The sequence below is a fragment of the Flavobacterium cheonanense genome, from assembly GCF_039539185.1.
Classification (GTDB): domain Bacteria; phylum Bacteroidota; class Bacteroidia; order Flavobacteriales; family Flavobacteriaceae; genus Flavobacterium; species Flavobacterium cheonanense.
This window is the reverse complement of record NZ_BAABCT010000001.1, coordinates 396,549-422,721: the sequence shown is the minus strand read 5'-3', so window position 1 is coordinate 422,721 and position 26,173 is coordinate 396,549. Positions and strand designations below refer to the sequence as shown.

Below are 26,173 nucleotides of genomic sequence, written 5' to 3'. Positions count from 1 at the left end.
TTTATTAGTAGCGGCTTTTTTTTAAACCTGTTTATAAAATTTGATAAGTTTAAACCATCATTTTTTTACTTTTCAAATCAAACAGATTATCTTTGAAAAAACAACATAACAACACACTACAAACTAACTACAATGCCAAAAGACAATTCAATCAAATCGGTTTTAATTATTGGTTCAGGTCCAATCGTTATTGGGCAAGCATGCGAATTTGACTACGCAGGTTCACAATCGGCACGTTCTATTCGTGAAGAAGGAATTGAAGTAATCCTAATCAATTCCAATCCAGCAACCATTATGACCGACCCAAGTATGGCCGATCATGTTTATTTATTGCCATTAACTACCAAATCCATTATCCAAATTCTAAAAGAACATCCTCAAATTGATGCTGTTCTTCCAACAATGGGTGGACAAACAGCTTTAAATCTTTGTTTAGAAGCTGATGAAAAAGGAATTTGGGAAGATTTTAATATAAGAATGATAGGTGTTGATGTTAATGCAATCAATATTACCGAAGACCGCGAACAATTCAAACAATTATTAGAAAAAATTGGTATTCCTGCAGCGCCAGCAAAAACGGCAACTTCGTTCTTAAAAGGTAAAGAAATTGCACAAGAATTTGGTTTTCCATTAGTAATTCGTCCTTCGTTTACTCTTGGTGGAACAGGAGCAGCTTTTGTACATAGTAAAGAAGAATTTGACGAAAAACTAACTTATGGTTTAGAAATGTCACCAATTCATGAAGTATTGATTGATAAAGCATTACTAGGTTGGAAAGAATATGAATTAGAACTTTTACGTGATAAAAACGACAACGTAGTAATCATCTGTTCGATTGAAAATATGGATCCTATGGGAATTCATACAGGTGATTCAATTACGGTTGCACCAGCAATGACTTTATCAGATACAACGTTTCAAAAGATGCGTGATATGGCGATTTTGATGATGCGTTCTATCGGAAATTTTGCAGGAGGTTGTAACGTGCAATTCGCTGTTTCACCAGATGAAAAAGAAGATATTGTTGCCATCGAAATCAATCCTAGAGTTTCTCGTTCTTCTGCTTTAGCGTCTAAAGCTACAGGTTATCCGATTGCAAAAATTGCCTCTAAACTAGCTTTGGGTTATACTTTAGATGAACTTCAAAATCAAATTACAAAATCTACTTCGGCTTTATTTGAACCTACTTTAGATTATGTTATTGTAAAAATACCGCGTTGGAATTTCGATAAATTTGAAGGTGCTGATAGAACTTTGGGACTTCAAATGAAATCGGTTGGTGAAGTTATGGGAATTGGTCGTTCGTTTCAAGAAGCGCTTCACAAAGCAACGCAATCGCTTGAAATTAAACGTAATGGGTTAGGAGCTGACGGAAAAGGTTATAAAAACTACGAACAAATTATTGAAAAACTAACTTACGCAAGTTGGGACAGAGTTTTTGTAATTTACGATGCTATTGCAATGGGAATTCCGTTGAGTAGAATTCACGAAATTACTAAAATTGATATGTGGTTCTTGAAACAGTACGAAGAATTGTATTCGTTAGAAAGAGAAATCACAAACTATAAAATAGATACTTTGCCAAAAGAATTATTACTTGAAGCAAAGCAAAAAGGTTACGGCGACAGACAAATTGCGCACATGTTGGGTTGTTTGGAAAGTCAGGTTTATAAATTGCGTGACGACATGAACATCAAGCGTGTTTATAAATTAGTGGATACTTGTGCTGCCGAATTTAAAGCACAAACTCCTTATTATTATTCGACTTTTGAAGCTGAAATTCAAACTGCATATGGCGAAAGATACGTTCATAACGAAAGTATTGTAACCGATAGAAAGAAAGTCGTAGTTTTAGGTTCAGGACCAAATAGAATTGGACAAGGAATTGAATTTGACTATTCTTGTGTTCATGGAGTTTTGGCAGCCAAAGAATGTGGTTACGAAACGATTATGATTAATTGTAACCCAGAAACGGTTTCTACCGATTTTGATACAGCTGATAAATTATATTTCGAACCGGTATTTTGGGAACACATTTACGACATCATTCGTCATGAAAAACCTGAAGGTGTAATCGTGCAATTGGGTGGACAAACAGCTTTAAAACTTGCAGAAAAATTATCTAAATACGGAATAAAAATCCTTGGAACTTCTTTCGACGCTTTAGATTTAGCCGAAGATAGAGGACGTTTTTCAGAATTGTTAACTGAATTAAATATTCCGTTTCCAAAATTCGGAATTGCTGAAAGTGCTGATGAAGCTTCTAAATTAGCTGATAGTTTAGACTTTCCGTTATTAGTTCGTCCTTCTTATGTTTTGGGTGGACAAGGAATGAAAATTGTCATCAACAAACAAGAATTAGAGGAACATGTAATTGATTTATTGAAATCGATTCCGGGAAATAAATTATTACTTGACCATTATCTTGATGGCGCAATTGAAGCAGAAGCTGATGCGATTTGCGATGGAGAAAATGTGTACATCATAGGAATCATGGAACACATCGAGCCTTGCGGAATTCACTCAGGTGATTCTAATGCGACTTTGCCACCATTTAATTTAGGTGAATTTGTAATGCAACAAATAAAAGATCATACTAAGAAAATCGCTTTGGCATTACGAACTGTTGGATTAATAAATATCCAATTTGCTATAAAAGATGATACCGTTTATATCATCGAAGCTAATCCAAGAGCATCGAGAACGGTTCCGTTTATTGCAAAAGCTTATGGCGAACCTTACGTGAATTATGCTACCAAAGTAATGCTTGGTGTAAACAAAGTAACCGATTTTACTTTCAATCCGCAGTTGAAAGGTTATGCGATTAAACAACCAGTTTTTTCTTTCAGTAAGTTTAAAGATGTAAACAAAGCACTCGGACCAGAAATGAAATCTACAGGTGAAAGTATTTTATTCATAGATGATTTAAAAGATGATCAATTCTACGAATTATATAGCAGACGTAAGATGTACTTGAGTAAATAAAATAGAAAATCCCAAATGAAAGTTTGGGATTTTTTTATGGGAAAAAAAATTGCATGTTTTTTTATTCAGTTATTTCAAACATTTTATTGAATTTTCTTTTCAAGTTTCTATTTTGTCGTATTATGTTCAGTCTCGTAATGATAGAGATGAAAACTATGAATAAATTAGATATGATGTATATTTCTATTGGTGGTTTTGCATGAAAGTAAAAGATAGAATTAAAGATAATCATTGCTATAACTGGAAAGTAGTTTATATAAGCAACTCTTAATTTGCCCAAAGGTTCTATAGTATAATTTACAATCAAACTTTTTTCAATGTTTTTATATGTTCCTTTTAGAAAATAAAAACTTGGAAAAAAGTTAGAATTTTTTATGATCTCAAAGGTTGAATTGTCAAAATTTCCGTAAAAGTATTTTGAATTTTCAGTAAAAAGCGAAAAGAAACCTAATCGAATTTTAAGTCTTGGCGAGCCAATTTTAGTATTCTCTTTTAATCGATTTCTAAATTCAGTTATATCTATTTTTGACTTCATTTTTTATTTTTTCGTCTTCTGCTATACTATTACTTCAACGTTTCTCAACTGACTTTTTTATTTTTCCGATTTGTCTTTCAAAATTCTAATAATTTCACACAAACCATTTAAAGTACCATTATAATATTCACCTTTTTTAAATTCTGGTATGAAATAGTTTTCGATTATTTCTTTAGTTTCATCATTTGTTACAATTTTTTCAATTCCATTACCATTTTGAATTCTAATTCTTCTGTAGCCTTTTGAAATTCCGATTAATATTCCGTTATCTTTTTCAACTTTTCCGATATTCCAAGTTTGTGCCATGTGCAAAGTCAAATCATCAAACTTTTCTTTAGATATTTTTATTGTATCTATTGTTACTATTGAAATTTCAATTGATGTTTCTCTTTCAAATTTTGAGATAATACTATCAAGTTTTGTTTGTTCTAAATCGGAAAATAAGTCTTCATAATCATTTGTCCAACTTACAGGCTTTGGTATATTATTCCAATAAATTTCTCTAAAAAGTTCAATTGATTTAATTTTTAAGCTGTCTTTTTCTGCATTTTCTATATTCTGCGCATTAATATTAATAGCAAAAAAAAGTAAAAAGAAATATTTAAAAATTTGTTTCATTTATTATGTTTGATTTTATTGATGAACGTCAAGGTAATTTTAATAATAATGCAAAGTCAGGAGACGTTTGCATAGCTTCTATGAAGAACTTTTTGCGAAGCTGTTTTGTTTTATTCAATTAGTTTAAATTCTGTTTTTGATTTTCCTCCAAACAATGAAATATTACTTTCAGTTTCCATTATACCTTCATAATTAATCCATTTTCCTTTAAGAATAGAAAAATAACCAGTTGCAATATGAGAAATTTTCATAAATGTTTTTTTGTTAGTTTCCATTCCAAAGATTCCACCCATTGGATTGCTAAAATCTCCGTTTACATACTCACTTATATTATATTTTATTATAGCAATTTTGTCACCATCTTTTTCTATGATTTGTTCAATATAAACTGAGTTTTCTTTACTTAAGCTGTCACAAACAAAGTTTTGATCCATTTCGATTAAACTTAAGTTGAGTTTCCATTTTTCTCCAATTTCAACCTCCCTATTTGGAAGTTCAAATAATATTGAAATTAGATTTTTTTGAGAATTTTTATAATATGTACTTATAATTTCTCCACCATTAGTAATTCTTCCTCTTAAAACGACGTTGCCATTTAAACCAACTAAACCTTTGAAAAGGTTTTTAAAGTTTAAACTATCTTTTTCTATTTCATCAATCTTATCTTTGCTTTTTTTCTTTTTTCCTTTTTGTTGATTCTCAACATTTAATTGAGACATCATTTCTTTTAATTTTTCAGCAGAATTATCTTTTTCATCATTCAACATTAACATTTCAATATCTATCTGTTTTTCATCTTTCTTGTTTACGAAAAGATTAGTTTGATATTTCATAGCTGAATTAATTTCAGAGAGTGATTCTCGGATTTTCTCAAAGTCTTTTCCAGAGAAAATAGAAGTAGAGTCATTTTTATTTGAAACTTCGCTTTCTACTTTAATAGCATTCATTGTAGTTTGATATTTCAAAGTGTCATTTTTGGATATTTTCCATTCTAATGATATTTTTTCGTTAGTCTGGCTGAATGCTAAAGTTGATATAAAAAGCAAAAATTGTACTGTTTTAATTCTCATTTTGTTGTTTTTTCGGTTTTTTTTTGGTAAACTTGCTTTAACGTCCAGTAGTGGTTTGGATATCTTTTAAAGGAACGCTTTGCGAAGCTGGGTTTTTAATCTGACCAATTTTCAATATTTCCATTCTCTTCAATCCAAATTTCAAGTATAATATCTTCCCTGATTGGTATTCCTTTTCTCTTAATTATATCAAATTGTAAGGTAGATAATGCTTTTTTCATTGATTTTATACAATGATTATATTCTCTTTTAGAAAAGTACTCTTTTATTTCTTCATCACTCCAAGCCATTCTAATATCACCAACTTTTCCATCTTCATTAATTGTTATGATATATTTGTCAGAACAATCAAATTTATCAAGTTTTTTCCAACTATAATTTTTTACTCTATCAAACAAAATGTTCTTGATTGAGTCTCTTTCTAATCTTTCAATTCCATTTTCAATGTCAGTATAATTTTCCTCATTACTAATCTTAATAATCTTTCCGTTTTCAATTTTTATAACTGTCTCATATAGAAATATTCTTTCAAATACGCCATCCCATCGAAGCATTTTGTTTTTATCTTTTTTTGAAGGAAAACTTATTATGTCAGTATACCAATCAACAAAAACTTTATTGTTTTTTATTTTTTCTCCAAAAAATTCAGTTAGAAATTTTTTTGAAGTTTGCTTATTGAAATTCTTTAATGAGTTACAATTAATAATATCAATGACAAATAAGCTATCATTTTCAAATTTATATATTGCTTGATAACCTCGCCAACAGTTAAATGAAGTTCCTAAACTTCCATCTACTGAATTTCTAAAACTTAATCCAAATAATTGACCATTGTCTTTTTCCTTTTGTTGGAGAAATTGTTCTACAATTAGATTATAGGTTGGTATGGTATCATTTTTGTAAATAATGTAATCAGGAACTTGTGGACTAGCTAAAAGTCCATGAGGCAACATTAAAAATACTAATATAGATATTATATTTATTTTCAATTCGTCTTTTTTTTATAGTTGCGTGTTAATATTACCGCTAACTTATATATAGCCTTTAAAATAATTAATAAAAGTAAAAATAATCAAAAAAGACAAGATTCTCTTAGAAATGTAATTTTATTCTTGGTTGTGAATTTTATTGTGAGCGCTTGAAAAAAATCTCCCAATTTTATCGTTAAATGTCAAGGGAATTGTAAAAATGACGCAAACTCAAGAGATATTTGCGTAGCTTTTATGAGGAACTCTTTGCGAAGCTGGGCTAAATAGCTGTTGCCAGACGTTTTTATTTTATTTCATCAATCGGAATATTCAATAAGTCTCCATCATAATCAACTTCATTTTTTTCGTACTGTTCTTTCGTAAACGGTTTTAATTTTTTTTCTGGTTTTAAATATTTTCCAAAAGAATATATTGCAATTAATTCATTTTGAGTTAAATTAGACCTTACAATTTCAAAATTTGTGTTTGGAAATTTTCGTGAATATTGTAATTCATCATAATATTGTCCTTGAAGATAAAGTGTTTCATTTTCAGAAACTTTTATATAAAATCCAGAACCCAAATCATAAGTTTCAGCACGTTTAATTACTTTTTCGGTTTCAATATTTAAGACTTGAGCTTTTCCGTATTTTATTTCGTTTTCCACTTTTTTATTCCAGCCTATTTCTCCGTTTTTATTCATCCAATAAATAACAATTGTAATTGAAATCATTAGAATCGGAATTAAAATGACAAGTTGATTTTCAGATGATACTTTCTGTACAAACTTTTCAAAAAGCAAAAATGGCATCAAAAGAACTAATATTATTCCTATCCATTTCATTCCGAAATGTTCAAAATTTTGCCAAAGCGAGTATTTTCTGCTTCTCAGTAGTTGTATTTCTTCTGGATTATATGTTCTTTCGGTTTTTCTCAAAATGCCTGATAACTTTTATATAGTAGCTATTAACACAATTCATAAAAGTAAAAATAATCAAAAAACACAAGATTCTCTTAGAAATGTAATTTTATTCTTGTTTGTGAATTTTATTGTTGGCACTTGAAAAACTTCCAATTTTATCGATAAACGTCAAGGTGGCTGTGGTTTAAAGAGTTTTTTTTCCGTTAAACGATTTTTAATTAATTGTTGTTTTATTGTTATTAAGTTTGATTTGAAATTTACAATAACATAGCAATTTGCTCTATGGAAAATATTTTTGATCCAACTTATAGACAAGATTATTTGAATGGTTATTCAAATGGTTTGAATCCTTACATCGATTATGATGAGGTGAAGTATAATGATGCTTTTCACTCTGGATTTGTCTCGGGTAGACTGGATTATGAAAATAGAAACGGCTACATCATTGACGGAATTCCAAAGCGTATTGTTACTAAAAAGGTTTTGGAAGATTTTCTGTTAGCTGGTTTGCTAGGTTTGCCACCAGATACTGATGGTTACACTAATTTTCAGTTGAATGTTTTGGCTAAATGGTACCAAAGTGGCACAGAAAAATATGATCCTAACCAAAGTATGTATCTTTTTGCCATTTTAGAAAAAAATGGTATTCAAGTGGAGGAAACTTATTATATGTAAATCTTCTAAAAGTAAGTTACTTCTCGACTTTTACTTTCTTCTTACATAAATGTGTTTGATGTTGTTTTTACCGCTTTCGCGTTCGTCGATTTCAAAACGATTGATGTTTTTGATAAGCGCCAACATTTTAGGAAAACCATAGTTTCTTGGGTCAAAATCGGGTTTCTTTTTTAGCATTAAATTTCCTAATTCTCCCAAGAATGCCCAACCGTTTTCGTCTTCTAAATCGGAAATACTATCGGCTAAAAGTTTAATGATTTTTGGATCTATTTTACTTATTGGACTGTTGGTAGTTTTTGTAGTTTTAGTTGTTTTTTTGTTGCTGTTTTCTACTATTGGTTCTAAATCTGGTTTTTTAAGAATTTCTATATAGATGAATTTGTCGCAAGCTGTGATGAATGGCGTTAGGGTTTTCTTTTCTCCAATTCCAATAACTTTCATTCCAGCTTCACGAAGTCTTGTGGCTAATCGTGTAAAATCGGAATCGCTTGAAACAATGCAAAATCCATCTACTTTTCCGGTGTAGAGAATGTCCATGGCATCTATTATTAATGCGCTATCGCTTGCGTTTTTTCCTGTAGAATAGCTGTATTGTTGAATAGGAGTTATGGCGTTTTCTAACAAAACATTTTTCCAACCCGAAACGGTTGGTTTGGTCCAATCGGCATAAATTCGCTTGAATGTTGGTGTTCCGTATTTGGCGATTTCTTCAAACATTTCTTTTACGTTGGCGTAAGGAACGTTGTCTGCATCGATGAGAACAGCAAATTTAAGGTCGTTTTTAGTAGTCATGGGATTGTTTTAGATTATCAAATGTAGTGAATTAAACTAATAGTGCTATGAAAATCAGGACGTTTTTAGCCCAGATAGTAGTGGAAAGCCATTGTGTAAAAAAGTGCTATTTTTGTTGTTGTAAAAAAGCGACCTGAGAAGCTCTTTTTGCAACTTACAAAAATGTGCTTTTTTAGATAATGCTTGTAACGTATAGCTGGATTGGCTTCTAATACTTAAGATAATGGCTTTTAAAAAGAAAATAAATAGTAAGGCTCAAGATGATAAAAACTCTGGTTTTGGAGCAAACGCATCGAGTTATGGTGGTCGTTTTGTGACGAAATCTGGTAATGCAAATGTAAGAAAAACAGGAATTGGTTTTTTTGAAGGAATCAGTTGGTATCACACGATGTTGACGATTCCGAGATGGAAGTTTTTCTTTATTATTTTGTCTTTTTACTTTTTGGTGAATTGTGCTTTTGCTTCGATTTATGTGTTGATAGGAGTGGAGCATTTGAGAGGTATTAGTGCGGTTTCGGCTTTAGATAAATTTGGTCAGGCGTTTTTCTTTAGTATTCAAACGTATACGACTGTGGGTTACGGACATATAAGTCCGAGTGGGTTTTTGGCGAGTTTTGTGGCTTCGGTTGAAGCGCTTTTTGGATTGTTGAGCTTCGCCATTGCAACTGGTTTGTTTTATGGTAGATTTAGTCAGCCCAGAGCGCATATTGTTTTTTCTGAAAATGCTATCATTGCGCCATATCAAGATAAAACGGCTTTAATGTTAAGATTGGCACCATATAAAAATGCTAACTTGACTGAAGCTGAAGCTAAAGTAACGCTTGGTCTTCATGTTGAGGAAAATGGTAAAATGGTGAATAAATTTTACCAATTGAAATTAGAATTGGAAAAGGTAAATGCGTTGACATTAAGTTGGACTTTGGTGCATCCTATAACTGAGGATAGTCCGTTGTATAAACTGACAGCTGATGATATTAAGAACACGATTGGTGAAGTTATTGTTTTCATCAAATTGTTTGACGATATGTACAGTACAACTGTTGTAAAACGGACTTCTTACACGTTTGACGAAGTGGTTTACGGTGCTAAATATTTGCCTATGTTTACTAGAAGTGAAGATGAAAACAAGACTATTTTGCATATTGATAAACTCAATCTTTTTGAAAAAGTTTCTTTATAAAAAAAAACGCTCGATTATATTTCGAGCGTTTTTTTTGGTTTAGTTTTTCTTTAATAAAACTTTTTCTTGTGTGAACTGATAAGCAGCATCTAAGAACTGAATCATTTTGTTCCAATTGCTGTTTGGTTCGTAGTAGTTTTTGTAATATTTAACGGCTTTGATAGTAAGTTTGTTGCCGCTAACTGTAGCTGAACTTACAAATCCGCCAGTATCGTTTTCTACTTTTTTGTTTAGTTTGTCTAATCCGGCAACGGTGTAACCAGCAGGAATGTCTAATGTGATTTCGTTTTCGAAAGAACGTGGGTAAACCATGTAAACGTTGTTTTTACGTTCTTTTTCTTTTTTGTCAATTTCTACTTGCGAAGTGATTAGTTTTCCAATTTCAATAAGGTAGTTTTCACCAGCTTTTTTGATAAGGTTGTTTTTAATTGCAAAATCCTCTTCGTAGATTAATGGAGATTTTTTTCCGAAACGACCTGTACTTTTGATAGTGAATTTGTGGTCGTCTATTTCAAAATCATATTCTTCGGCTGTAGCTTTTTTGAACGCTTCTTTTTGTTGTTCTTTCAATTTATTTACAACAGCGTCAATTTCTTTACCATAGCGTTCTTTATCTTTTTTGTTTTTTACATATTCAATTACTGATTTCGTTCCGTATTTAGCATAGTCTTCAAACGCATAATCAAAGTAGTAAAATTTGTCGCTTTGTTCGTTTTCTTTCAAATGTCCGAAATAAGAAGATTCTTTTTTGACTTTAAGTCCAGAAAAATCGTCAGAAATACTTACAAGAGAGTTAATTTTTGAAACGTTGTCTTGCATGGTGCTCGCTGGTAAATTTACGTTTACAGCATCTACCACTTTCTTTCCTTTAGCAACTTGAAGTGCATAAGCTTTACTGTTTTCTAAATTGTAATTGAATTGGTCAGCACTAGTATATGGAGAGAAATATTCTAAATACATTGGTGTTTTAGTATTTACTCTTAATAATACATTTACGTTTTTCTGAATCAATAAATCGTCGATTGAGCCATTGTATTTTGGTGTAGCTACTATAATATCATAATCATAGTTGTTCTTTTTAAGGAATTCCATGAAGTAGTTTACAAAGGATTCTTCGGTTCTAAAAAAGATTGGATTGCTATACACACTTAACGCGTAGAACTTTGTTGCATCACTAATAATGAATGCTTCAATAAATTGTGTGAAGAACATGTGTCTAGTGTAGTAATAGACTTCTCTAATTTTTTCTTCATCACTTGCAAATGTTTTTCCTTTTAGGAAATCGTTAATTACACCTAAACTTCCGTCTGGGCGAAATTTTCCGTCGTAGTAATTAAAAATATCTTCTTTGGTAACTGTTTTTTTAATTACTTTTTCAGAATTGGATAGAAAAGCATCTGCTCTAGCTTCAAATTTTCCTGAGCGTGCAAAAAACACTTGAAATTTATAACAAGGTAATTCAGCTAAAGGTAAAAACCAACGCGGAAATTCATTCTTTTCAATGTCTTTAGCGTTTAATTCGTATTTTCTTTCACCACTATTTTTAGTTGGAATTTCTATTAATTCTGGTGCTCCATTGTAAGTGTTGAAATTTACAAAAAAGTCATTTTCTGTATCAAACGCAAGTTTCATGTCCATTGTTGGATAAACATCACCAAGCGGAGATTCTTCTGGTTCGAAACCAAATTCATAGATAGATTTGAAAGGCTCAACGCTGTAATAGTAAAAATCAATAATATCACCAATTTCAAGATTTGCGATAGCTATTTTCTTTTCTTTATCAACTTCTTTGGCATTTTTTTCAATGTCAACATCAATCTCTTTTCCAGTAGATTTTACAATTTTGATTCCTACAACATTGGTTCCTCTTCCTAAAGAACGCATTCCTTTGTTAGAATAAAATTTATCTTTATAAGAAAACTCAGAAAACTCAGTGACTGCAGCTTGATCTTGTAATTTAATTCTTTTTCTAATGGCAGAAGTGTAGGTTACACTTGCTCCAAATTTATGGTAATTGTAATATTCATATTTATAAATAATTACAGCCGATTCATTTTTCCATTTTTCAGGAATTGTTGTTGCTGTTTTGTACTTGTCTGATTTTCCCCAGAAAAATTCTTTGATTTCGGCTTTGTCTTGGGCAAAAGATGCACTACTTATTATTAGGAATAAGTAAAGAAATAGTTTTTTCATTAGTAATTTTATTGTTTTGTGAAAGTAATTTGTTGGTTATAATTGGCGATTAGATTTTTGATAAAATCATTCCATTTTGTCATTTCAGAGGCTTTTATTTCTCCGTTTTTAAAGATGAATGATTTTTTGTAAATGATTTCTTTGTCTGTTTTTTGAAAAGTAAGCGCAATATCAAAATTACCTTCTTTAACAACTAAATCTGTTGGGATTTTAGTTACAGAATAACCTGCAGGAATAGCTAATGAAACCGTTGATTCGTAATTTTTCTTGAAATCAAATTGATAATCGGTTTTTCTATCTTTCAATTCAAATCCTTTGAACTCATTCATGTATTCTAAATCGACATACATTTCGTTATCAAAACTTGAAACTTTGTTAGCGACACTCACGTTATAATCAATGGTTAGTTTGGCGTCACGATTTTTTAAATCAGATGTTTTGATGTTGGTTACTAAAGTGTTTTTTTCGCTTTTTGATAAGTAGTTGTCAAGTGTTTCGTTCTTTTTATCATTTTTGAAAGTGCTGTAAATATACAAGAATTGCGCACGGCTTTCTCCTAAGTAACTTTTAGAACAAGTTCCTTGAAGTTTTTCATTTTCTATAGAAAGATTGGCTTTAAAAATTTCTTTATTGCTTTCGTGAGAAGCTGTTGGAACTTTATCAATAATAAACTTGTCACCATCTTCAATCATTACCTCTTTGTTTTGAATGCGTTCTGCGTATTCACCAAAAGAATTGAATTTTTCGGTTCCATCAAGAAAGTACTTTTTGCCTTTATGAAATAATGTACAAATCATGTGATTGTCTACTGCTAATGATGGAGTTTTGTAGTCATAAGCAATGTGTTTGGTTCCAATCCATGTAAGTCTGGCATCAAAACCTGCTAATTTTAGCATTTGCTTGATAAGATTTGCCATTCCTTTACAATCGCCATAGCGTTTTTCGAAAACATGATTAGATTCGTCTGGCTTGAAACCTGCAATTCCATCTTCAAAAGCGATGTATCTGATGTTATCTTGAACCCAATAATAAATGTTTTTTATTTTCTCTTCATCGGTTTTTGCTGATGCAGTGAGTTCTGTTACTTTGCTTTTTAAAACGGAAGTATCATCTTTCATTAAATCTACCAACGACTTGTACCATTTGTATAAATCGGCAGTTGAGCCAAATAGTGCAACATCTTTACCTTTTATTTTGTATGATTTGGCAATAACTAAAATATGTGGATACAAGTAGCTTCGTCCTGGTGCATCTTCTTCTTTATATAATGCAGGAACATCGCTAATGGTATAAGTATAAATTGTATTGTTTTTAGAATCTTTAGTTTGAGATTTAGTGATTTTAGCCCCATCAAAATTAAATTCTTTTAATTCTGCATTTAACCATTCTGGAACTGTAACTACAATTTGTTTTTTTAAAACTGGAAATTCGTCATTGAAGTACAAAGAAGTAAAATACTTAACATCTTCATATTTTTTTTCAAGTTCATAGTTGTAAATGTATCCTTGTACAGGAAAATTTACTACCATATGTTTTACACGAGCGTCATTATAGAAAAGGTCATTGTCTTTGTAAAATTCATCTACAACATAACTTCCTACGCTTTTGTCATTTCTGTACTTTAGATTGAAAGTTTCAATTTTAGATTCGCTATCATAAAATTCATATTTCTGAATAGCGGCTCTGTGATTGATATTCATTAACTTCTCGTTGATAGCATGATTAACAATAACTTTTGATTCCGTTTTGTTCAAATCGAAGGTTACGTTTTCTGTACTTTCTAAGATAGCAACATCGTCTTTATCATAGGTAGTTCTTATTTTTTTGGCTAAAACAACATCTTCAGGAGTAGGATCGATATTTTTTTGAGCAACTACCATTGTTGGAATAATCAAAGATAGAAGTGCAAATCGAGTAGTGATTTTCATTGATTTTCAATTTTTTCGAAATATACAAAAAAAAACTTCTGTTATATTTTTATTTATAACAGAAGTTTGGAGTGTTTAGTATTGAATAATACCTATTCTTTTAAGAATTTTTGAGTGTATTCTTTTTCGTTGCTATCTTTTAAAATTAAGATGTATGAACCAGTTGAAAGAGCATCAACATTAATGCTATCATTTACTATTGAACTTGATAATATTAGTTTACCATTTAAGTCATAAACAGAAGCATTCTTCATTGTGATAGAATCATTTGATTTAATGTTTAATACATTTTTAGCAGGATTTGGATAAACACTAAATTCTGAGTTTGCAAATGTTCCAACAGCCAAAGTTGATCCTTCAACCACATTAACTCTTGTGTTGATAGCTGGATTGTTTATTGTGTCAACTGTTCCAGATGGCCATCTGATAATAATTTGTGTAATTGCAGTTGCCGCACCAATACCAAAATGAGCATTTAATGAACTCATATATTTAAATCCGTCACCACTATGAATTTCTCTAATTTGTTTTCCAAATACACCATAGATTTCAACTCTTGCTCCAATACCATAGCTATTACTAGCAATTCCTTGAAGTGATACTTTTACCCAATTGTTTGTGTTTGGTACAGCGTAACGAATTGTGCTTCCGTTCAAGAAATCTAGAAAACCATCATCGTTTAAGTCTCCAATTCCTCCAACTGCTATTCCGCTATAGTTAGAAGGAGCAAAAGTTCCGTTACCTAAATTGAACATGATTTTGTTTCCACCACCTAAAACGTCAACAAAACCGTCATTGTCAAAATCATGAGCTACGTGCTCAATGCTTGTACTTGTATTGGTATCCCAACCAGAACCAGATGTTATATCAGTAAATGTTGCATCACCATTGTTTCTCATATATTTATGATTTCCATCTGCTGTTGAACTTGCTCCAACAACAATGTCTAAATCACCATCATTATCATAATCAGCCCAAGCAGTAGACCATGTTTGAATTGGGTCATATAGGTTTGCAGCTACAGATACATCTGCAAATGTTCCGTTACCGTTATTTTTGTGTAATTCATTAAACTTTGCAGTTCCAGCACCACCACGACATTTTGCAATAAACAAATCTTGATCTCCATCATTGTCATAATCAACAAAAATAGAACCATAGTTTCCACCTTCTGGATGAATTCCCATAGTAGTTGCACCTGGAGTTATTCCAGATTGATAAAATGTTAATACACCAGAACCATTATTCATAAAATATACGTTTGGATCAACATCGTGACAAGAAAAAGCGTCTAGATTTCCATCATTATTTAAATCAACAAAGTTGGTTCTTTGACAAAAAACATATTGTGAAAATGTTTCGTTTGTATAAGCTGTACCAGTACTATTTGATTTCCAAAAAGTAACAGCACTTCCTCCACCTAAAATTAAATCGTTATATCCGTCTTTGTTGTAGTCACCTGCAGCCAAACTCCATGATGGCATGTTGCTAGTTCCTGTAATTGGGAAATCTGTGTTTGTAAATGTTCCACCTGTTCCTTGATAATGAATTCTAAGATTGTTAGCACTTACACCAGCAATGTCATCTTTTCTGTCACCATTCATATCAACTACACATAAATTGTAAGAGCTATTAATGGTTGGGATATTTTGAGTAGTGTAAGTAATTCTTTGAGGAGTAGGAACAACTAATGGGTTTTCAATTAGTTGAAAAGTAAAACCATTAGAGGTCCATCTATTGTCAAATGCAATTATATAAGTAGTTCCTGCAGTGACGTTAAATACATCAACAGAAGAGTAGTTTGCTCCAGAGTCATCATCACCTGCATAACATGTTAAATTTCCACAAGTACCTGTATAAACATGAAATCTTGTATCTCTTAAGGGATTATTTTGTGTAATATTTGTTGTTATTGTTACAGTGTAATTTTGTGTTGGTGTGTAAGAATACCATTCTCCTCTACCATTTGTTCCGGCAATAACTCCATTGTCTGCGCAAATTGGAGAAGGAATATCTGTTCCATTAACAGCTGCTACTACATGTAAACCAGCAGTTATTGGTAATGCCGAAGCACAAGTGTCTTGAGCAAATGACCAACTTGAAAAAAGGCATAGGGTTAAAATAAAAGTAATTTTTTTCATTTATTTAAAGTTTAGTTTTGTTTAAAATTAATTATGGACATGGTGAAAGAGAGTTAATCCATTGTTCTATCAATGCAACTCCTTCAGTATGAATTTCAGTTCTACCAAGAAGTGGCATTCTAAAGCTTTCGTTATCAGTGTTTAATCTATAATGTAACATTGAGCGATTAATGTTGTTTGGATTAACTATTTTGCCTAATGCAGGTGGAAAATCAGCCATGTCTTGTGTATCTACACATACTCCCATGTTAGCCAGATTTGTTGTTTCACTGAATGCAAAACGCATAGGTCTATAATCACAATGACTATTAGTTTGATGGCAGTGGGCACAATTTATATCTAAATAGGATCTTACTCTCAAGTCTAAAGATTTTGAAGTGTCATTATAATCTACAGTTGATGTAATTGTTGAAGGTAAGTTATTCTCTAAATAGCCAACCTCAATCCATTTTGCTAACTGATTTTTAGAGCCAGAAGTATAGGTGTAGTTATGGTTTAAATTTTGTGGTTTGATTCCAATAGGAATTGGAAGTTCGTTAAATTTATGACAAGTAATGCATTGCTGTTCAGATGGAATTCTGTAATTATCTACAACGCGTACAATATTATTTTCATCTTTCCATTCAACTGTTGTATTACTTCCAGCCATGTCTAGATATGCTTCGGTTTGAGCTGCATTCCAAACATATTCTGCGAATATCCATCCAGTAGTTTTACGAATCATGATTCTTGTTTCAATTATTCTTGTTGATCCAACAGGAGTTACATTTTGAACATTATCATAATAGAAATTTTTAATTATTGCCGACCCAACAGGTAGTATAAGTGTTTTACCATCTCCATCATAAGTTGCTTTTGTTCCTTTTGGCATCCAAACAAATCTTTTTTTGTGAGCATAATCTGTAAAAAGAGCAGAAGCAGGTTCGTAAATCAAAACATCTAATGCTGGTTTTTGATTTTTCATTGGACCATCAAAAAAATTGTAATCCGATAATTTAGCGTAAGGAACTTGAGTTAAGTCTACTCTAACTGGTGAAACTTCTATGTATTGTTCATCGTCAGATTTTGAACATGAGATGATTATTGTAGTTAATGCGGTAAATAATAATGCTAATGCGTAATATTTTTTCATAATTGAGGTTTGATGCAACCAAAAATATAAAAAATATTACAAATTCCTAATTTTTATTTAGTTAACTTATAAAATTGTGGATAAAAAAATGAATTATTAAATAATAATCTTAATTTAATTCAAGTTTTACATTGTAGTTTTTCAGTGTCAGCAATGCTTCTTCTGATTTATAATCAAAAATCTCTTCGTGCAAGTTTCTTTCCTTTTTAAGTGCAATTTGTTTGATACAATTATAAAAACGTCTCACTTCTTCATAATTGGAAAGTAACAATCCTGGAACTTTTGTGTTTTTACCCAGTTCATCTTTGGCAACCATTGTGAAATATGAAGAATTACAATGTTTTACTTTGCCGGTTTGAATGTTTTCTGCTTCAACACGAATTCCAATAATCATGGAGCTATTTCCAACATAATTTACACTTGCTTTTAGTGTAACCAATTCGCCAACCTCTATTGGATTCAAGAAATCTACAGTATCTACAGATGCAGTAACACAATAGTTTCCTGAGTATTTTGATGCACAAGCAAAGGCAATTTGGTCTAAAAGTGATAATAAATAACCACCATGAATTTTACCACTAAAATTGGTGTGTGAAGGCAACATCAATTGTGAAATTGTTACTCGAGAAGACTTTACAGATTTGAATTCACTCATAATGTTATTTCATTTTAAAAGGAGACTGGTCTTGCTGAACTTCAGTAATAAAGTAATTCGTATCACCCCACCACGGAAAAGTTCTGTAACGTTCTACATAAGTAACTTTTACATATTTTCCTTGAAATTCTTTAAGTTGTTCTATAACTTTCTCATCTTTGTCTAATACCGAAAATTTGAAAATTTGAGCTCCAGAAATTCCTTGACTAATTTCGCCTTCCCAAGTTTTGAATAACACTCCTTTACTACTTATTTTGATTAACTCGCCTGAACGAACACCTTCACTGTAAGTGGCATAATAAACAAATGAAAAATAAGCGATTGCAAAAATTGCGATAGATGCAACCAGGTAAATAATAATTTTACGTAACATAATTTTTTTGTTTTAATTTATTTCAGATTCTGTTAATGAATTGTCAGAACTACTTGCTCTATTTATAATATTTTCTGGAAGTGATTTTTTAGCTTTTGCTCCCATCTTTTTCAATTTTTCTACACTTGTTATCAAGTTTCCATTTCCTGTGTAAAGTTTTTTCATTGATTCTTCATAGGCTTTTTTTCCTTCATCCATTCTCTTTCCTACAAGAATTAAATCTTCAACAAATCCATTAAATTTATCATACAAAGCTCCTGCTTGACGTGCAATTTCTAAAGCGTTTTCTTGTTGCTTTTGGTTGGTCCACATGCTATCAATAGTTCGCAAAGTTGCCAATAGAGTAGAAGGAGTAACAATTACAATATTTTTCTCAAATGCTTTATTGTACAAACTAGTATCTTCATTTAATGCTAATGCAAAGGCCGATTCGATAGGTATAAATAACAATACAAAATCTGGACTTTCCATTTGATACAAATCATGGTAATTTTTATTTCCCAATTGTTCTACATGGCGATTTATAGAAATAACATGTTCTTTTAGAAATTGAGTTTTCAAATTATCGTCTTCTTCATTGATATATCGCTCATAAGCTGTTAATGTTACTTTTGAGTCGACAATCATTTTCTTTCCATCAGGAAGATTGATAATAACATCAGGGAAAACTCGATTACCCTCTTCTGTCACAAAACTTTGTTGTACAAAATATTCTCTATCTTTTTCTAAACCAGATTTTTCTAAAACACGTTCTAATACCAATTCACCCCAATTACCTTGCATTTTACTGTCACCTTTTAATGCTTTAGTTAAGTTAAGTGTTTCTTTACTCATTTGCTCGTTCATTTCGCGTAAGCCTAATATTTGCTGACGTAAAGCAGCATGGTAATCGATACTTTCTTTGTGAGTATCTTCAACTTTCTTTTCAAAAAGTTGAATCTTATCTTGCAATGGTGAAAGAATATTTTTTAGATTTTCTTTATTTTGTTCGGTGAATTTGGTTGTTTTTTCTTCTAATATTTTATTGGCTAAATTTTCAAATTCTTTGGTGAATTTTTCTTGAAGTTGATCTACTTCTTGTTTTTGCTCTTTGTTGCGTTCCCAAAGATTTTCAAAATCGGTTTCTTTTTTAGATAATAGAATGGCTAATGCTTCTTTTTCTGAACGGATGGTTTCTTTTTCTTGATTAGAAGTATTTAATTGTTTTTCAAATTGATTTCTTTCTAAAACTGATTGCTCTTTTTGTTGGTTGATTTGTGAAATTAAGCCATTAATTTTTTCTTCTAACGAAGCTTTTTCTGATTTAGAATTGGCTGAAAATAATTGTTTACCAAGGAAAAGTCCAATGGCTAGGGCAACGATAAATATTAATAAAAAAGGTAAAACTGCGTTCATGGTATTGAATATTATAAGAATGTAAATGTACTAAAAAATGTAATAGTTGTTTATCAGATTAAATAGTATTTTTGCCACAAAATAAATTCATGTCTAATCACCAACATTTCTTAATTTACAAACCTTATGGCTATTTGAGTCAGTTTATTTACGAACTAAAAAGACCAAAAAAGTTACTCGGAGAGTTGTATGATTTTCCAGAGAATACAATGGCTATTGGCAGATTAGATGAAGATTCAGAAGGACTACTTTTGTTGACAACAGATGGAATGATGAGCGAAATTGTTCGAAGTAAAAAAGTAGAAAAAGAATATCATGTTCAAGTCGACGGAATTGTAACTCAAGAAGCGATTGAAGAATTAAAGAATGGTGTTTTAATTGGTTTTAACGGAAAGAAGTATTTAACCAAAAAATGTACTGCTCATATTTTAAATGAAATCCCAAATTTTCCTGAACGCGCCAAGAAAATTCGAGATGAACGTCACGGACCAACATCATGGCTTTCAATAACCATTAATGAAGGTAAATTTAGGCAAGTTAGAAAAATGACCTCGGCTGTTGGATTTCCAACTTTAAGGTTGGTCAGAGTTCGAGTTGGAAACATCTATTTAAATGATTTAAATCCAGGAGAAGTTCTAGAAGTTGGAGATTTTTCAAACATTAGTAATTCTTAAATTCTAAAATCAAAAATCGTAAATCCTTAATCCCATGTTAAACATAGTTTTAGTAGAGCCAGAAATCCCAAATAATACAGGTAATATCGGACGTTTGAGCGTTGGAACTGAAAGTCGATTACATTTAATTCATCCATTTGGATTTGTTATTAACGACAAAAATTTGAAGCGTTCCGGATTAGATTATTGGGTACATTTGGACGTTACAGAATATCAAAACGTTGAGGAATGGATGACTCAAATAAAAGATAAATCAAGAGTTTTCTTAATGAGTTCGCATGCTTCAAAATCTATTTATGAAGTAGAATTTCAGGATGAAGATTGGTTAGTATTCGGAAAGGAAAGCGTTGGTTTGTCTCAAGAAGTTTTAGCTAAATTTGAAAATCATTTAACGATTCCTATGTCCAATTTAATTAGAAGTTATAATATTGCTAATTCGGTAGCATTTGTAGTTGGTGAGGCGAAAAGGCAAATTAATTTGAAATAAATTATGAGACCAGGAATTGACTTAAATAATTTGTGGTATTCAGAGGAAACTTTGGTTTATTATTCAAGATCTAACACGATATTTAAAGTTGTTGTTTTTTTACTATTCATTTTGGTTGGATTTTATCTTTTATTTGTAAATCTTTTTATTGTTTCAATTTTACTTTTTATTGCTTCTGGATTTTTATTTCAAAAAAACTTTCACTTTTTACTTGAATGGGATAGAATACAATTAAGAGTTAATTCAGAAGGTATTCAAGTCAAAAATAAATCTTTAATATCATGGGCTTCAATAAAAAATGAAAGAATAACTTACGTTAAAGTTAACAGAGGACGCCTTTCTTTTTTTGAATTTTATGATATTGAATTGCATAAAAGTTATAAATTTAATGCTGATGATTTTAACTTTAGTCCATTTGAGTTGATGAAATCGGTTAAAATTCATCGAGAAAGGTTTGTTAGAAATAATGAAATAGAATTAAATTAATTATGGGAGAAAATATTACTGTTAGTGAAGCGATTAGTAAAGGGAAAATAAAGCTGGTTTACCTTCCTTTATTTCTTATTTTAGTTTTTATTGGAGTAGGAGTTTATCTAAAAACTATCGAATTAATTGAAGACTGGATGATGGCAGTTTTTGCTATTGGAGGATTTTTATTAGCTTGGCTAGCTTGGAGTTATTTTGTTGTTGAATGGAAAATATGGGCTTTTGAAAATGTTAGAAATGTTCATGAGTTAAAACGAAAAGCCATTCAAAATAATTTAATTTGGAAAGATGATAGTTGGTTTAATAAAACCGAAATCATCAATTATGAGCATAAGCAAAAATTAAAACTTCTTGAAAGAAAATTTCTTGAAAAAGATGTATATCATGATGATATAACTGTTCCGAAAGAAACGCTCATTCATTATTCTAAAGCTACTATTGCGTTCGGAATTGTTTTTGGAATTCTATTTTTATCTGTTGGTATTTATGTTCTAATGGAGAATTCGAAAAATTATTGTTACTTGTTTTTTCTAGGGTTAGGACTATACTTTTTCTACAATTCAATTCCTAAATTGATTAACAATCAACCTCAAATTATTATCAACGCTAAAGGAATTCAATTCTATAAATCAAGTTTAATGGAATGGGAATTTATTGACAATGAATATGTTGATATGAGACGAAGCGGTAAGCATGTAAACTATTATTTAGTTTTCAATTATCGCAATAAACATCAGGAATATCACATAGATGAATTGGCGATTACTCCAGAAAAATTAGAGCAACTTATGCGTGTTTACCGGGTTAGATTTGAAAAGAGTAACTTCTAGTTATCTAAATATTTCTTCAAAAAACACTTTCATTGCTTCCCAAGAACGCATTGCAGCTTTTTCATTGTAAGCAGCACCTTTACTGTTGTCATTCCCTGCATCTTTGTGAGTAAAGGCATGAACTGAGTTTGCATAATAAACCATTTGCCAATCGGCTTTTGCAGTTCTCATTTCGTCTTGAAAAGCTTTGATTTCTGTTTCTGGAACATAAAAATCATCTGCGCCATGAAGTACTAAAACTTTAGTTTTGATTGGTTCAATTGTTCTTGACGCATCTCTTCCTAATCCTCCATGAAATGATACAACACCTCTAACATTCATGTTTGTTCTTGCAGCTTCAATAGCTCCAGTTCCTCCAAAGCAATAACCAATAACTGCAATTTTATCAGGATTTGCGCCTTGTTTTATTAGTTCGTTTAATGCTAATTGAATTCTTTTTTGGTATTCTTTGATATTTTTTTTGTAGAAACCTGCCAATTTTCCAGCCTCACTTGGATTTGTAGGTCTTTTATCAACTCCGTATATGTCTGCAACGAATGTTAGATATCCTAGTTTTGCTAATTCAGCAGCATTCTCTTTTGCATTGTTATCAATTCCCATCCATGCAGGTAGAAGCAAAACGGCGTTACCATTAGCAATTTTCTTTTCAGGAACAGCAACTATTCCTTCCAATTTTTGATTTTCATCATTATAAGAAACTGCTTGTTGTGCTTGTGAACTAATCATTGTAATAGCAAAAAGAAATATAGATAGATTTTTCATAGTTGATTATTTTAAGCAAAAGTAAATTTTCGAATTAGTTTATGAATTAAAACAAATCATAATTATTTGATAATAAATTTTCCTCGTTCGCTATCGAATTTTATGTTTTCATCTTTAAAAAGTGTGTCAAAAATACCTTTTGAAATTAAATTACAAGGTTGATCTTGAATAACTAAATTCTCTGTCATAACTATCATTTCATCAGATAATTGAATCGCTAAATCAATATCATGAGTTGAAAACAAAATACATTTATTCGACTCAGTAGCAAGTTTTTTTAATAATTTGAACAACGATACTTTATGAAATAAATCTAAATGTGTTGAAGGTTCGTCAAGAATAATCAAAGGTGTGTCTTGTGCTAAAGCTCTTGCTACAAGTACATTTTGAAATTGTCCATCGCTGATTTCGTAATACTTTTTAGTAGCTAAATGTTCAATTTGGGTTAAATGAATTGCCTCATTTACTTTTTCAAAGTCTTCAGAAGTTAATTTTCCTATCCAGTTAGTGTAAGGTTGTCTGCCGAGAGCGATTAGTTCAAAAACAGTCAAGTTGCTTGGAGGTAATTTTTCTGTTAAAACTAAACTCAAACTTTTGGCTAAATCAATTTGATTGAAGTTATTGAGGTTTATATCATTTAAATGAATTGAACCATCTAATGGTTTTTTAAGTCCTGAAAGCGTTCTTAAAAGAGTTGATTTTCCAATTCCGTTTTCGCCGATTAAAGAAATTAGTTTTCCTTCTTGTAGTTTCAAGTTGAGGTTTTTAGCAATAACATTTTCTGTCGATTTAGACTTGTATCCAATCGAAAGATTTGTGGTTGTAAGTATGTTATTGTTATTACTCATTTTTATGATATCATTTTAAATCAGTCGATTTTTCCTAACCAATAACCAAATCACAATTGGCGCACCAATGATTGAAGTTATAGCATTTATCGGTAATGTAAAGTCAAATCCTGGCATTTGTGAAACCATATCACAAAAAAGCATAATAATTGCACCGATTATTATTGTTCCCCAAAACAAAACTAAATGATTACTGGTTTGAAAAATAAGTTTTGACAAATGTGGCACTGCTAATCCAATAAAGGCAATTGGTCCTGCAAAAGCCGTGATACTTCCTGCTAAAATACTTGTAGCAAGAATAATCATTCTTCTTGATTTTTTGATTTTTAAGCCTAAACTCTTGGCATAATTTTCACCTAATAGCAAACCATCTAATGATTTAATAGAAAACAAACTGATTAACAATCCAATACAAATTGCAATAAATAAAATAAGTAGGTTTGGCCATGAAATATTTCCAATACTTCCCATGCTCCAAAAAGTAAATTTTTGTAGTTTTTCTGCTGAACTAAAATAGGTTAAAATAGAAACAATAGCACTTGCAAAACTACTGAACATCAATCCTGCAATCAAAATAGTCATGGTGTCGCGCAAGAATTTGGAGATGGTTAAAACCAATAATAATACCATAAAACTTCCTAAGCAAGAAGCTAAAATAATTCCGTAGGAAGACAATAAAAAATCTGCTAATGATAAGGGTAAAATTCCGGCTCCAAGAATTACAAAAGCTACTCCCAAACTCGAACCAGAACTCAATCCCAAAACATAAGGACCAGCTAATGGATTTCTGAATAATGTTTGCATCAATAAACCTGAAATGGATAATCCAATTCCCACTAAAATAGCAGTTATTGCTTTTGGAAGTCTAAAGTTTACTATGATATATTCCCAAGTTTCTTTGCTTGCATGAGAACCAAAAAGGCTCTTGATAACTTCTTTAAAAGGAATAGCAACTTGTCCGAACGAAATATTTAATAAAAATGTCAATAACAAAAGTATTGACAAAATTGAAAAAAGAAAAGTATTTCGAGTTTTGTACATTTTTTAATTTTTTGTCATACCAAGAAACGAGGAATCTCACAAAGTACTTCAGATTATGTGATTTCTCCCAAAAGGTCGAAATGACAAAGTTAATATAAAAATTAGTGAAATTTCAAGATCATATAAATTTGTGATAATTCGTGAAATTCGTGTGAAAAACTACTTCAATTTTTCAAAAAAGAACGGTTTGTAACCAGTCAATAATTCGGGATGTAGTATTTTGACAATATCTTTTAGAACAATATCTGGTCGATTTGGAGCTAATTCATAGTATAAAACACCGCCTGTTTTACCTTTTCTTCCACTAAACGAATATACATTTTTATTTTTAAATGCACTAAATTGTGCGTAATGTGGATTAGCGTCTGTCATTTCCTTCAAAGTAGAAAATTGTCCTGATGTAATCCATAAATCGGCTTCTTTTGCTTTTTCTAAAACGGTTTCAAATGATAGTGATAAACTTCCTGTACCAGTTGTCTCTGCCCACAAATAGTTGCCTTTAGCTTCTTTTAACAATTGACAACCCCAACTTGTACCTTGAGGTAAATACCATTTGTCTTCAAACATATCACCAGCTAATATAGTTGGATTAGAGGTTGCTTTTTTAGCAATTTCTAATGTTTTTAAATAGTCCTTTTCAATTTTGGTAAATATTTTATTAGCCAATTCTTGTTTGCCATATAATGCTCCAAAAAACTTAATCCATTCTGCCTTTCCTAAAGGTGTTTGCTCATTCCAATCGCCATTAAGTAACACTTTTAAACCATTTTTTTCTAAATTATCTAATGTTGGATTGCTATTATCTAATCCATATCCAATAATGACTTCAGGTTGTAAATCAATTAGAACTTCGGTATTTAAGGATTGATTGGTTCCTAATTCTTTTACTTTTTTTGTATCGATTAAGGCACGAACTTTTTGCGATGAAATGTACTTCAAATTTGGAAAACCAATTAAAGAATTTTCTTCTCCAAGCATTTCTAATGAAGGAATATGTGTGGTAGAAGTAACCACAATATTTTTTATAGGAACATTTATTGTAAGATTGTTTTTTAAAGAATCTGGAACAATTCCATTTTTTTCTTTAAGAATGTAAGTGTAGATTTTGTTTGCCTCTGGCCAAGGATTAGAAACCTTAACAATAGAAAACCCTTCATAGTTTATAATCGAAAATCCTTTGGCATATTTTACTTCGTTTACAGGAATTATTACATCGGCATTGCTAACTTCTTTTTTGCATTGAACAAAGCTGAAAACAATTAGTAACGAAAAGAAGGATTTTAAAAAACGCGACATTGATTATTTTTTTTGCAAAAGTAAAACAATGTTTTTACAAATTGACTTTTGTGTAACATTTGATGCAAAATCTAAATATAAAGTAAAGTAACTTTGACGAAAATTAAATCATGAGAGATAATTCAAATACTTTTATGTATGTCGTAGGTGGAATAATTCTACTTCACTTTGTCGTTGGATTTGTTTG

Annotated in this window: 24 protein-coding genes; 7 read left to right on the top strand and 17 right to left on the bottom strand. The window is 30.9% G+C overall.

Features of this window, described 5'->3' with window-relative positions; genetic code table 11:
- The first annotated feature begins 132 nt into the window (after window positions 1-132).
- Window positions 133-2,985, top strand: coding sequence for a carbamoyl-phosphate synthase large subunit (gene carB / locus ABD766_RS02060; protein ID WP_344815150.1), 2,853 nt, complete (start codon window positions 133-135; stop codon window positions 2,983-2,985).
- 61 nt (window positions 2,986-3,046) lie between these two features.
- On the opposite strand, the gene ABD766_RS02055 is transcribed toward carB, so the two are convergent.
- The 5 genes from ABD766_RS02055 to ABD766_RS02035 form a co-directional block, all read right to left on the bottom strand.
- Entirely contained in the window at window positions 3,047-3,520 is a 474-nt protein-coding gene (locus ABD766_RS02055) for a hypothetical protein (protein WP_344815149.1), read from the bottom strand.
- Between the two features lie 57 nt (window positions 3,521-3,577).
- A complete protein-coding gene (locus ABD766_RS02050) occupies window positions 3,578-4,138 on the bottom strand; it encodes a TPM domain-containing protein (protein ID WP_344815148.1) in 561 nt (186 codons plus the stop codon).
- A 110-nt stretch (window positions 4,139-4,248) separates the two neighbouring features.
- The gene (locus ABD766_RS02045) at window positions 4,249-5,208 is read right to left on the bottom strand and encodes a hypothetical protein (RefSeq protein WP_344815147.1); all 960 of its coding nucleotides are present in this window, start codon (window positions 5,206-5,208) and stop codon (window positions 4,249-4,251) included.
- Between the two features lie 95 nt (window positions 5,209-5,303).
- Complete coding sequence (locus ABD766_RS02040; protein ID WP_344815146.1) at window positions 5,304-6,197, bottom strand: hypothetical protein; 894 nt, start codon at window positions 6,195-6,197, stop codon at window positions 5,304-5,306.
- Between the two features lie 283 nt (window positions 6,198-6,480).
- Window positions 6,481-7,113 carry a hypothetical protein gene (locus ABD766_RS02035; RefSeq protein ID WP_344815145.1) on the bottom strand — a complete coding sequence of 211 codons (633 nt, stop codon included), beginning with the start codon at window positions 7,111-7,113 and terminating at the stop codon, window positions 6,481-6,483.
- Window positions 7,114-7,380: 267 nt separating this feature from the next.
- Here ABD766_RS02035 and ABD766_RS02030 point away from each other — a divergent pair, with 267 nt between their 5' ends.
- Entirely contained in the window at window positions 7,381-7,773 is a 393-nt protein-coding gene (locus tag ABD766_RS02030) for a hypothetical protein (RefSeq protein ID WP_344815144.1), read from the top strand.
- A 30-nt stretch (window positions 7,774-7,803) separates the two neighbouring features.
- Here the strand turns inward: ABD766_RS02030 and ABD766_RS02025 are convergent, their stop codons facing one another.
- Complete coding sequence (locus tag ABD766_RS02025) at window positions 7,804-8,565, bottom strand: NYN domain-containing protein (RefSeq protein WP_344815143.1); 762 nt, start codon at window positions 8,563-8,565, stop codon at window positions 7,804-7,806.
- A 223-nt stretch (window positions 8,566-8,788) separates the two neighbouring features.
- Between ABD766_RS02025 and ABD766_RS02020 the strand changes: the two genes are divergently transcribed.
- The gene (locus tag ABD766_RS02020; protein WP_344815142.1) at window positions 8,789-9,745 is read left to right on the top strand and encodes an ion channel; all 957 of its coding nucleotides are present in this window, start codon (window positions 8,789-8,791) and stop codon (window positions 9,743-9,745) included.
- 39 nt (window positions 9,746-9,784) lie between these two features.
- Here the strand turns inward: ABD766_RS02020 and ABD766_RS02015 are convergent, their stop codons facing one another.
- The 7 genes from ABD766_RS02015 to ABD766_RS01985 form a co-directional block, all read right to left on the bottom strand.
- On the bottom strand, window positions 9,785-11,938 hold the full coding sequence (locus tag ABD766_RS02015) for a hypothetical protein (RefSeq protein ID WP_344815141.1): 2,154 nt from the start codon (window positions 11,936-11,938) through the stop codon (window positions 9,785-9,787).
- Between the two features lie 8 nt (window positions 11,939-11,946).
- Window positions 11,947-13,866, bottom strand: a complete 1,920-nt coding sequence (locus ABD766_RS02010) for a transglutaminase-like domain-containing protein (protein ID WP_344815140.1) — start codon at window positions 13,864-13,866, stop codon at window positions 11,947-11,949.
- Between the two features lie 92 nt (window positions 13,867-13,958).
- Window positions 13,959-16,007: an FG-GAP-like repeat-containing protein gene (locus tag ABD766_RS02005; RefSeq protein WP_344815139.1), complete on the bottom strand. Its 2,049-nt coding sequence runs from the start codon at window positions 16,005-16,007 to the stop codon at window positions 13,959-13,961.
- A 31-nt stretch (window positions 16,008-16,038) separates the two neighbouring features.
- On the bottom strand, window positions 16,039-17,139 hold the full coding sequence (locus ABD766_RS02000; RefSeq protein ID WP_344815138.1) for a hypothetical protein: 1,101 nt from the start codon (window positions 17,137-17,139) through the stop codon (window positions 16,039-16,041).
- Between the two features lie 109 nt (window positions 17,140-17,248).
- On the bottom strand, window positions 17,249-17,797 hold the full coding sequence (locus tag ABD766_RS01995; protein ID WP_298306634.1) for an acyl-CoA thioesterase: 549 nt from the start codon (window positions 17,795-17,797) through the stop codon (window positions 17,249-17,251).
- Window position 17,798: 1 nt separating this feature from the next.
- Complete coding sequence (locus ABD766_RS01990; protein WP_344815137.1) at window positions 17,799-18,167, bottom strand: 6-phosphogluconate dehydrogenase; 369 nt, start codon at window positions 18,165-18,167, stop codon at window positions 17,799-17,801.
- A gap of 12 nt (window positions 18,168-18,179) precedes the next feature.
- Window positions 18,180-19,562, bottom strand: a complete 1,383-nt coding sequence (locus ABD766_RS01985; RefSeq protein ID WP_344815136.1) for a DNA recombination protein RmuC — start codon at window positions 19,560-19,562, stop codon at window positions 18,180-18,182.
- Window positions 19,563-19,651: 89 nt separating this feature from the next.
- Between ABD766_RS01985 and ABD766_RS01980 the strand changes: the two genes are divergently transcribed.
- Genes ABD766_RS01980 through ABD766_RS01965 form a run of 4 tightly spaced genes read left to right on the top strand, consistent with a single transcriptional unit; the run spans window position 19,652 to window position 22,039 of the window.
- Window positions 19,652-20,236 (top strand): pseudouridine synthase, encoded by a 585-nt coding sequence (locus tag ABD766_RS01980; RefSeq protein WP_344815135.1) that lies wholly within the window; start codon window positions 19,652-19,654, stop codon window positions 20,234-20,236.
- Window positions 20,237-20,270: 34 nt separating this feature from the next.
- Window positions 20,271-20,723 carry a tRNA (cytidine(34)-2'-O)-methyltransferase gene (locus ABD766_RS01975; RefSeq protein ID WP_298306582.1) on the top strand — a complete coding sequence of 151 codons (453 nt, stop codon included), beginning with the start codon at window positions 20,271-20,273 and terminating at the stop codon, window positions 20,721-20,723.
- A 3-nt stretch (window positions 20,724-20,726) separates the two neighbouring features.
- Window positions 20,727-21,209, top strand: coding sequence for a hypothetical protein (locus ABD766_RS01970; protein ID WP_344815134.1), 483 nt, complete (start codon window positions 20,727-20,729; stop codon window positions 21,207-21,209).
- A gap of 2 nt (window positions 21,210-21,211) precedes the next feature.
- Window positions 21,212-22,039: a hypothetical protein gene (locus tag ABD766_RS01965; RefSeq protein WP_344815133.1), complete on the top strand. Its 828-nt coding sequence runs from the start codon at window positions 21,212-21,214 to the stop codon at window positions 22,037-22,039.
- Here the strand turns inward: ABD766_RS01965 and ABD766_RS01960 are convergent, their stop codons facing one another.
- From ABD766_RS01960 to ABD766_RS01945, 4 genes are all read right to left on the bottom strand, one after another.
- Entirely contained in the window at window positions 22,040-22,801 is a 762-nt protein-coding gene (locus ABD766_RS01960; RefSeq protein ID WP_344815132.1) for a dienelactone hydrolase family protein, read from the bottom strand. It abuts the gene before it with no gap.
- A gap of 62 nt (window positions 22,802-22,863) precedes the next feature.
- The gene (locus ABD766_RS01955) at window positions 22,864-23,649 is read right to left on the bottom strand and encodes an ABC transporter ATP-binding protein (protein ID WP_344815131.1); all 786 of its coding nucleotides are present in this window, start codon (window positions 23,647-23,649) and stop codon (window positions 22,864-22,866) included.
- A 15-nt stretch (window positions 23,650-23,664) separates the two neighbouring features.
- On the bottom strand, window positions 23,665-24,690 hold the full coding sequence (locus ABD766_RS01950) for an iron chelate uptake ABC transporter family permease subunit (RefSeq protein ID WP_344815130.1): 1,026 nt from the start codon (window positions 24,688-24,690) through the stop codon (window positions 23,665-23,667).
- A gap of 159 nt (window positions 24,691-24,849) precedes the next feature.
- Complete coding sequence (locus tag ABD766_RS01945; RefSeq protein ID WP_344815129.1) at window positions 24,850-25,986, bottom strand: ABC transporter substrate-binding protein; 1,137 nt, start codon at window positions 25,984-25,986, stop codon at window positions 24,850-24,852.
- Window positions 25,987-26,173 lie beyond the last annotated feature (187 nt).

What these genes read in the sequence shown, in the direction of transcription:
- carB (WP_344815150.1), top strand. Translation starts at nt 133, where the DNA reads ATGCCAAAAGACAATTCAATCAAATCGGTTTTAATTATTGGTTCAGGT.
- ABD766_RS02005 (WP_344815139.1), bottom strand. Translation starts at nt 16,007, where the DNA reads ATGAAAAAAATTACTTTTATTTTAACCCTATGCCTTTTTTCAAGTTGG.
- ABD766_RS02030 (WP_344815144.1), top strand. Translation starts at nt 7,381, where the DNA reads ATGGAAAATATTTTTGATCCAACTTATAGACAAGATTATTTGAATGGT.
- ABD766_RS01955 (WP_344815131.1), bottom strand. Translation starts at nt 23,649, where the DNA reads ATGAGTAATAACAATAACATACTTACAACCACAAATCTTTCGATTGGA.
- ABD766_RS01965 (WP_344815133.1), top strand. Translation starts at nt 21,212, where the DNA reads ATGGGAGAAAATATTACTGTTAGTGAAGCGATTAGTAAAGGGAAAATA.
- ABD766_RS02010 (WP_344815140.1), bottom strand. Translation starts at nt 13,866, where the DNA reads ATGAAAATCACTACTCGATTTGCACTTCTATCTTTGATTATTCCAACA.
- ABD766_RS01960 (WP_344815132.1), bottom strand. Translation starts at nt 22,801, where the DNA reads ATGAAAAATCTATCTATATTTCTTTTTGCTATTACAATGATTAGTTCA.
- ABD766_RS02015 (WP_344815141.1), bottom strand. Translation starts at nt 11,938, where the DNA reads ATGAAAAAACTATTTCTTTACTTATTCCTAATAATAAGTAGTGCATCT.
- ABD766_RS02020 (WP_344815142.1), top strand. Translation starts at nt 8,789, where the DNA reads ATGGCTTTTAAAAAGAAAATAAATAGTAAGGCTCAAGATGATAAAAAC.
- ABD766_RS01970 (WP_344815134.1), top strand. Translation starts at nt 20,727, where the DNA reads ATGAGACCAGGAATTGACTTAAATAATTTGTGGTATTCAGAGGAAACT.
- ABD766_RS01980 (WP_344815135.1), top strand. Translation starts at nt 19,652, where the DNA reads ATGTCTAATCACCAACATTTCTTAATTTACAAACCTTATGGCTATTTG.
- ABD766_RS02025 (WP_344815143.1), bottom strand. Translation starts at nt 8,565, where the DNA reads ATGACTACTAAAAACGACCTTAAATTTGCTGTTCTCATCGATGCAGAC.
- ABD766_RS01945 (WP_344815129.1), bottom strand. Translation starts at nt 25,986, where the DNA reads ATGTCGCGTTTTTTAAAATCCTTCTTTTCGTTACTAATTGTTTTCAGC.
- ABD766_RS01950 (WP_344815130.1), bottom strand. Translation starts at nt 24,690, where the DNA reads ATGTACAAAACTCGAAATACTTTTCTTTTTTCAATTTTGTCAATACTT.
- ABD766_RS01985 (WP_344815136.1), bottom strand. Translation starts at nt 19,562, where the DNA reads ATGAACGCAGTTTTACCTTTTTTATTAATATTTATCGTTGCCCTAGCC.
- ABD766_RS01975 (WP_298306582.1), top strand. Translation starts at nt 20,271, where the DNA reads ATGTTAAACATAGTTTTAGTAGAGCCAGAAATCCCAAATAATACAGGT.
- ABD766_RS02000 (WP_344815138.1), bottom strand. Translation starts at nt 17,139, where the DNA reads ATGAAAAAATATTACGCATTAGCATTATTATTTACCGCATTAACTACA.
- ABD766_RS02055 (WP_344815149.1), bottom strand. Translation starts at nt 3,520, where the DNA reads ATGAAGTCAAAAATAGATATAACTGAATTTAGAAATCGATTAAAAGAG.
- ABD766_RS01990 (WP_344815137.1), bottom strand. Translation starts at nt 18,167, where the DNA reads ATGTTACGTAAAATTATTATTTACCTGGTTGCATCTATCGCAATTTTT.
- ABD766_RS02045 (WP_344815147.1), bottom strand. Translation starts at nt 5,208, where the DNA reads ATGAGAATTAAAACAGTACAATTTTTGCTTTTTATATCAACTTTAGCA.
- ABD766_RS02050 (WP_344815148.1), bottom strand. Translation starts at nt 4,138, where the DNA reads ATGAAACAAATTTTTAAATATTTCTTTTTACTTTTTTTTGCTATTAAT.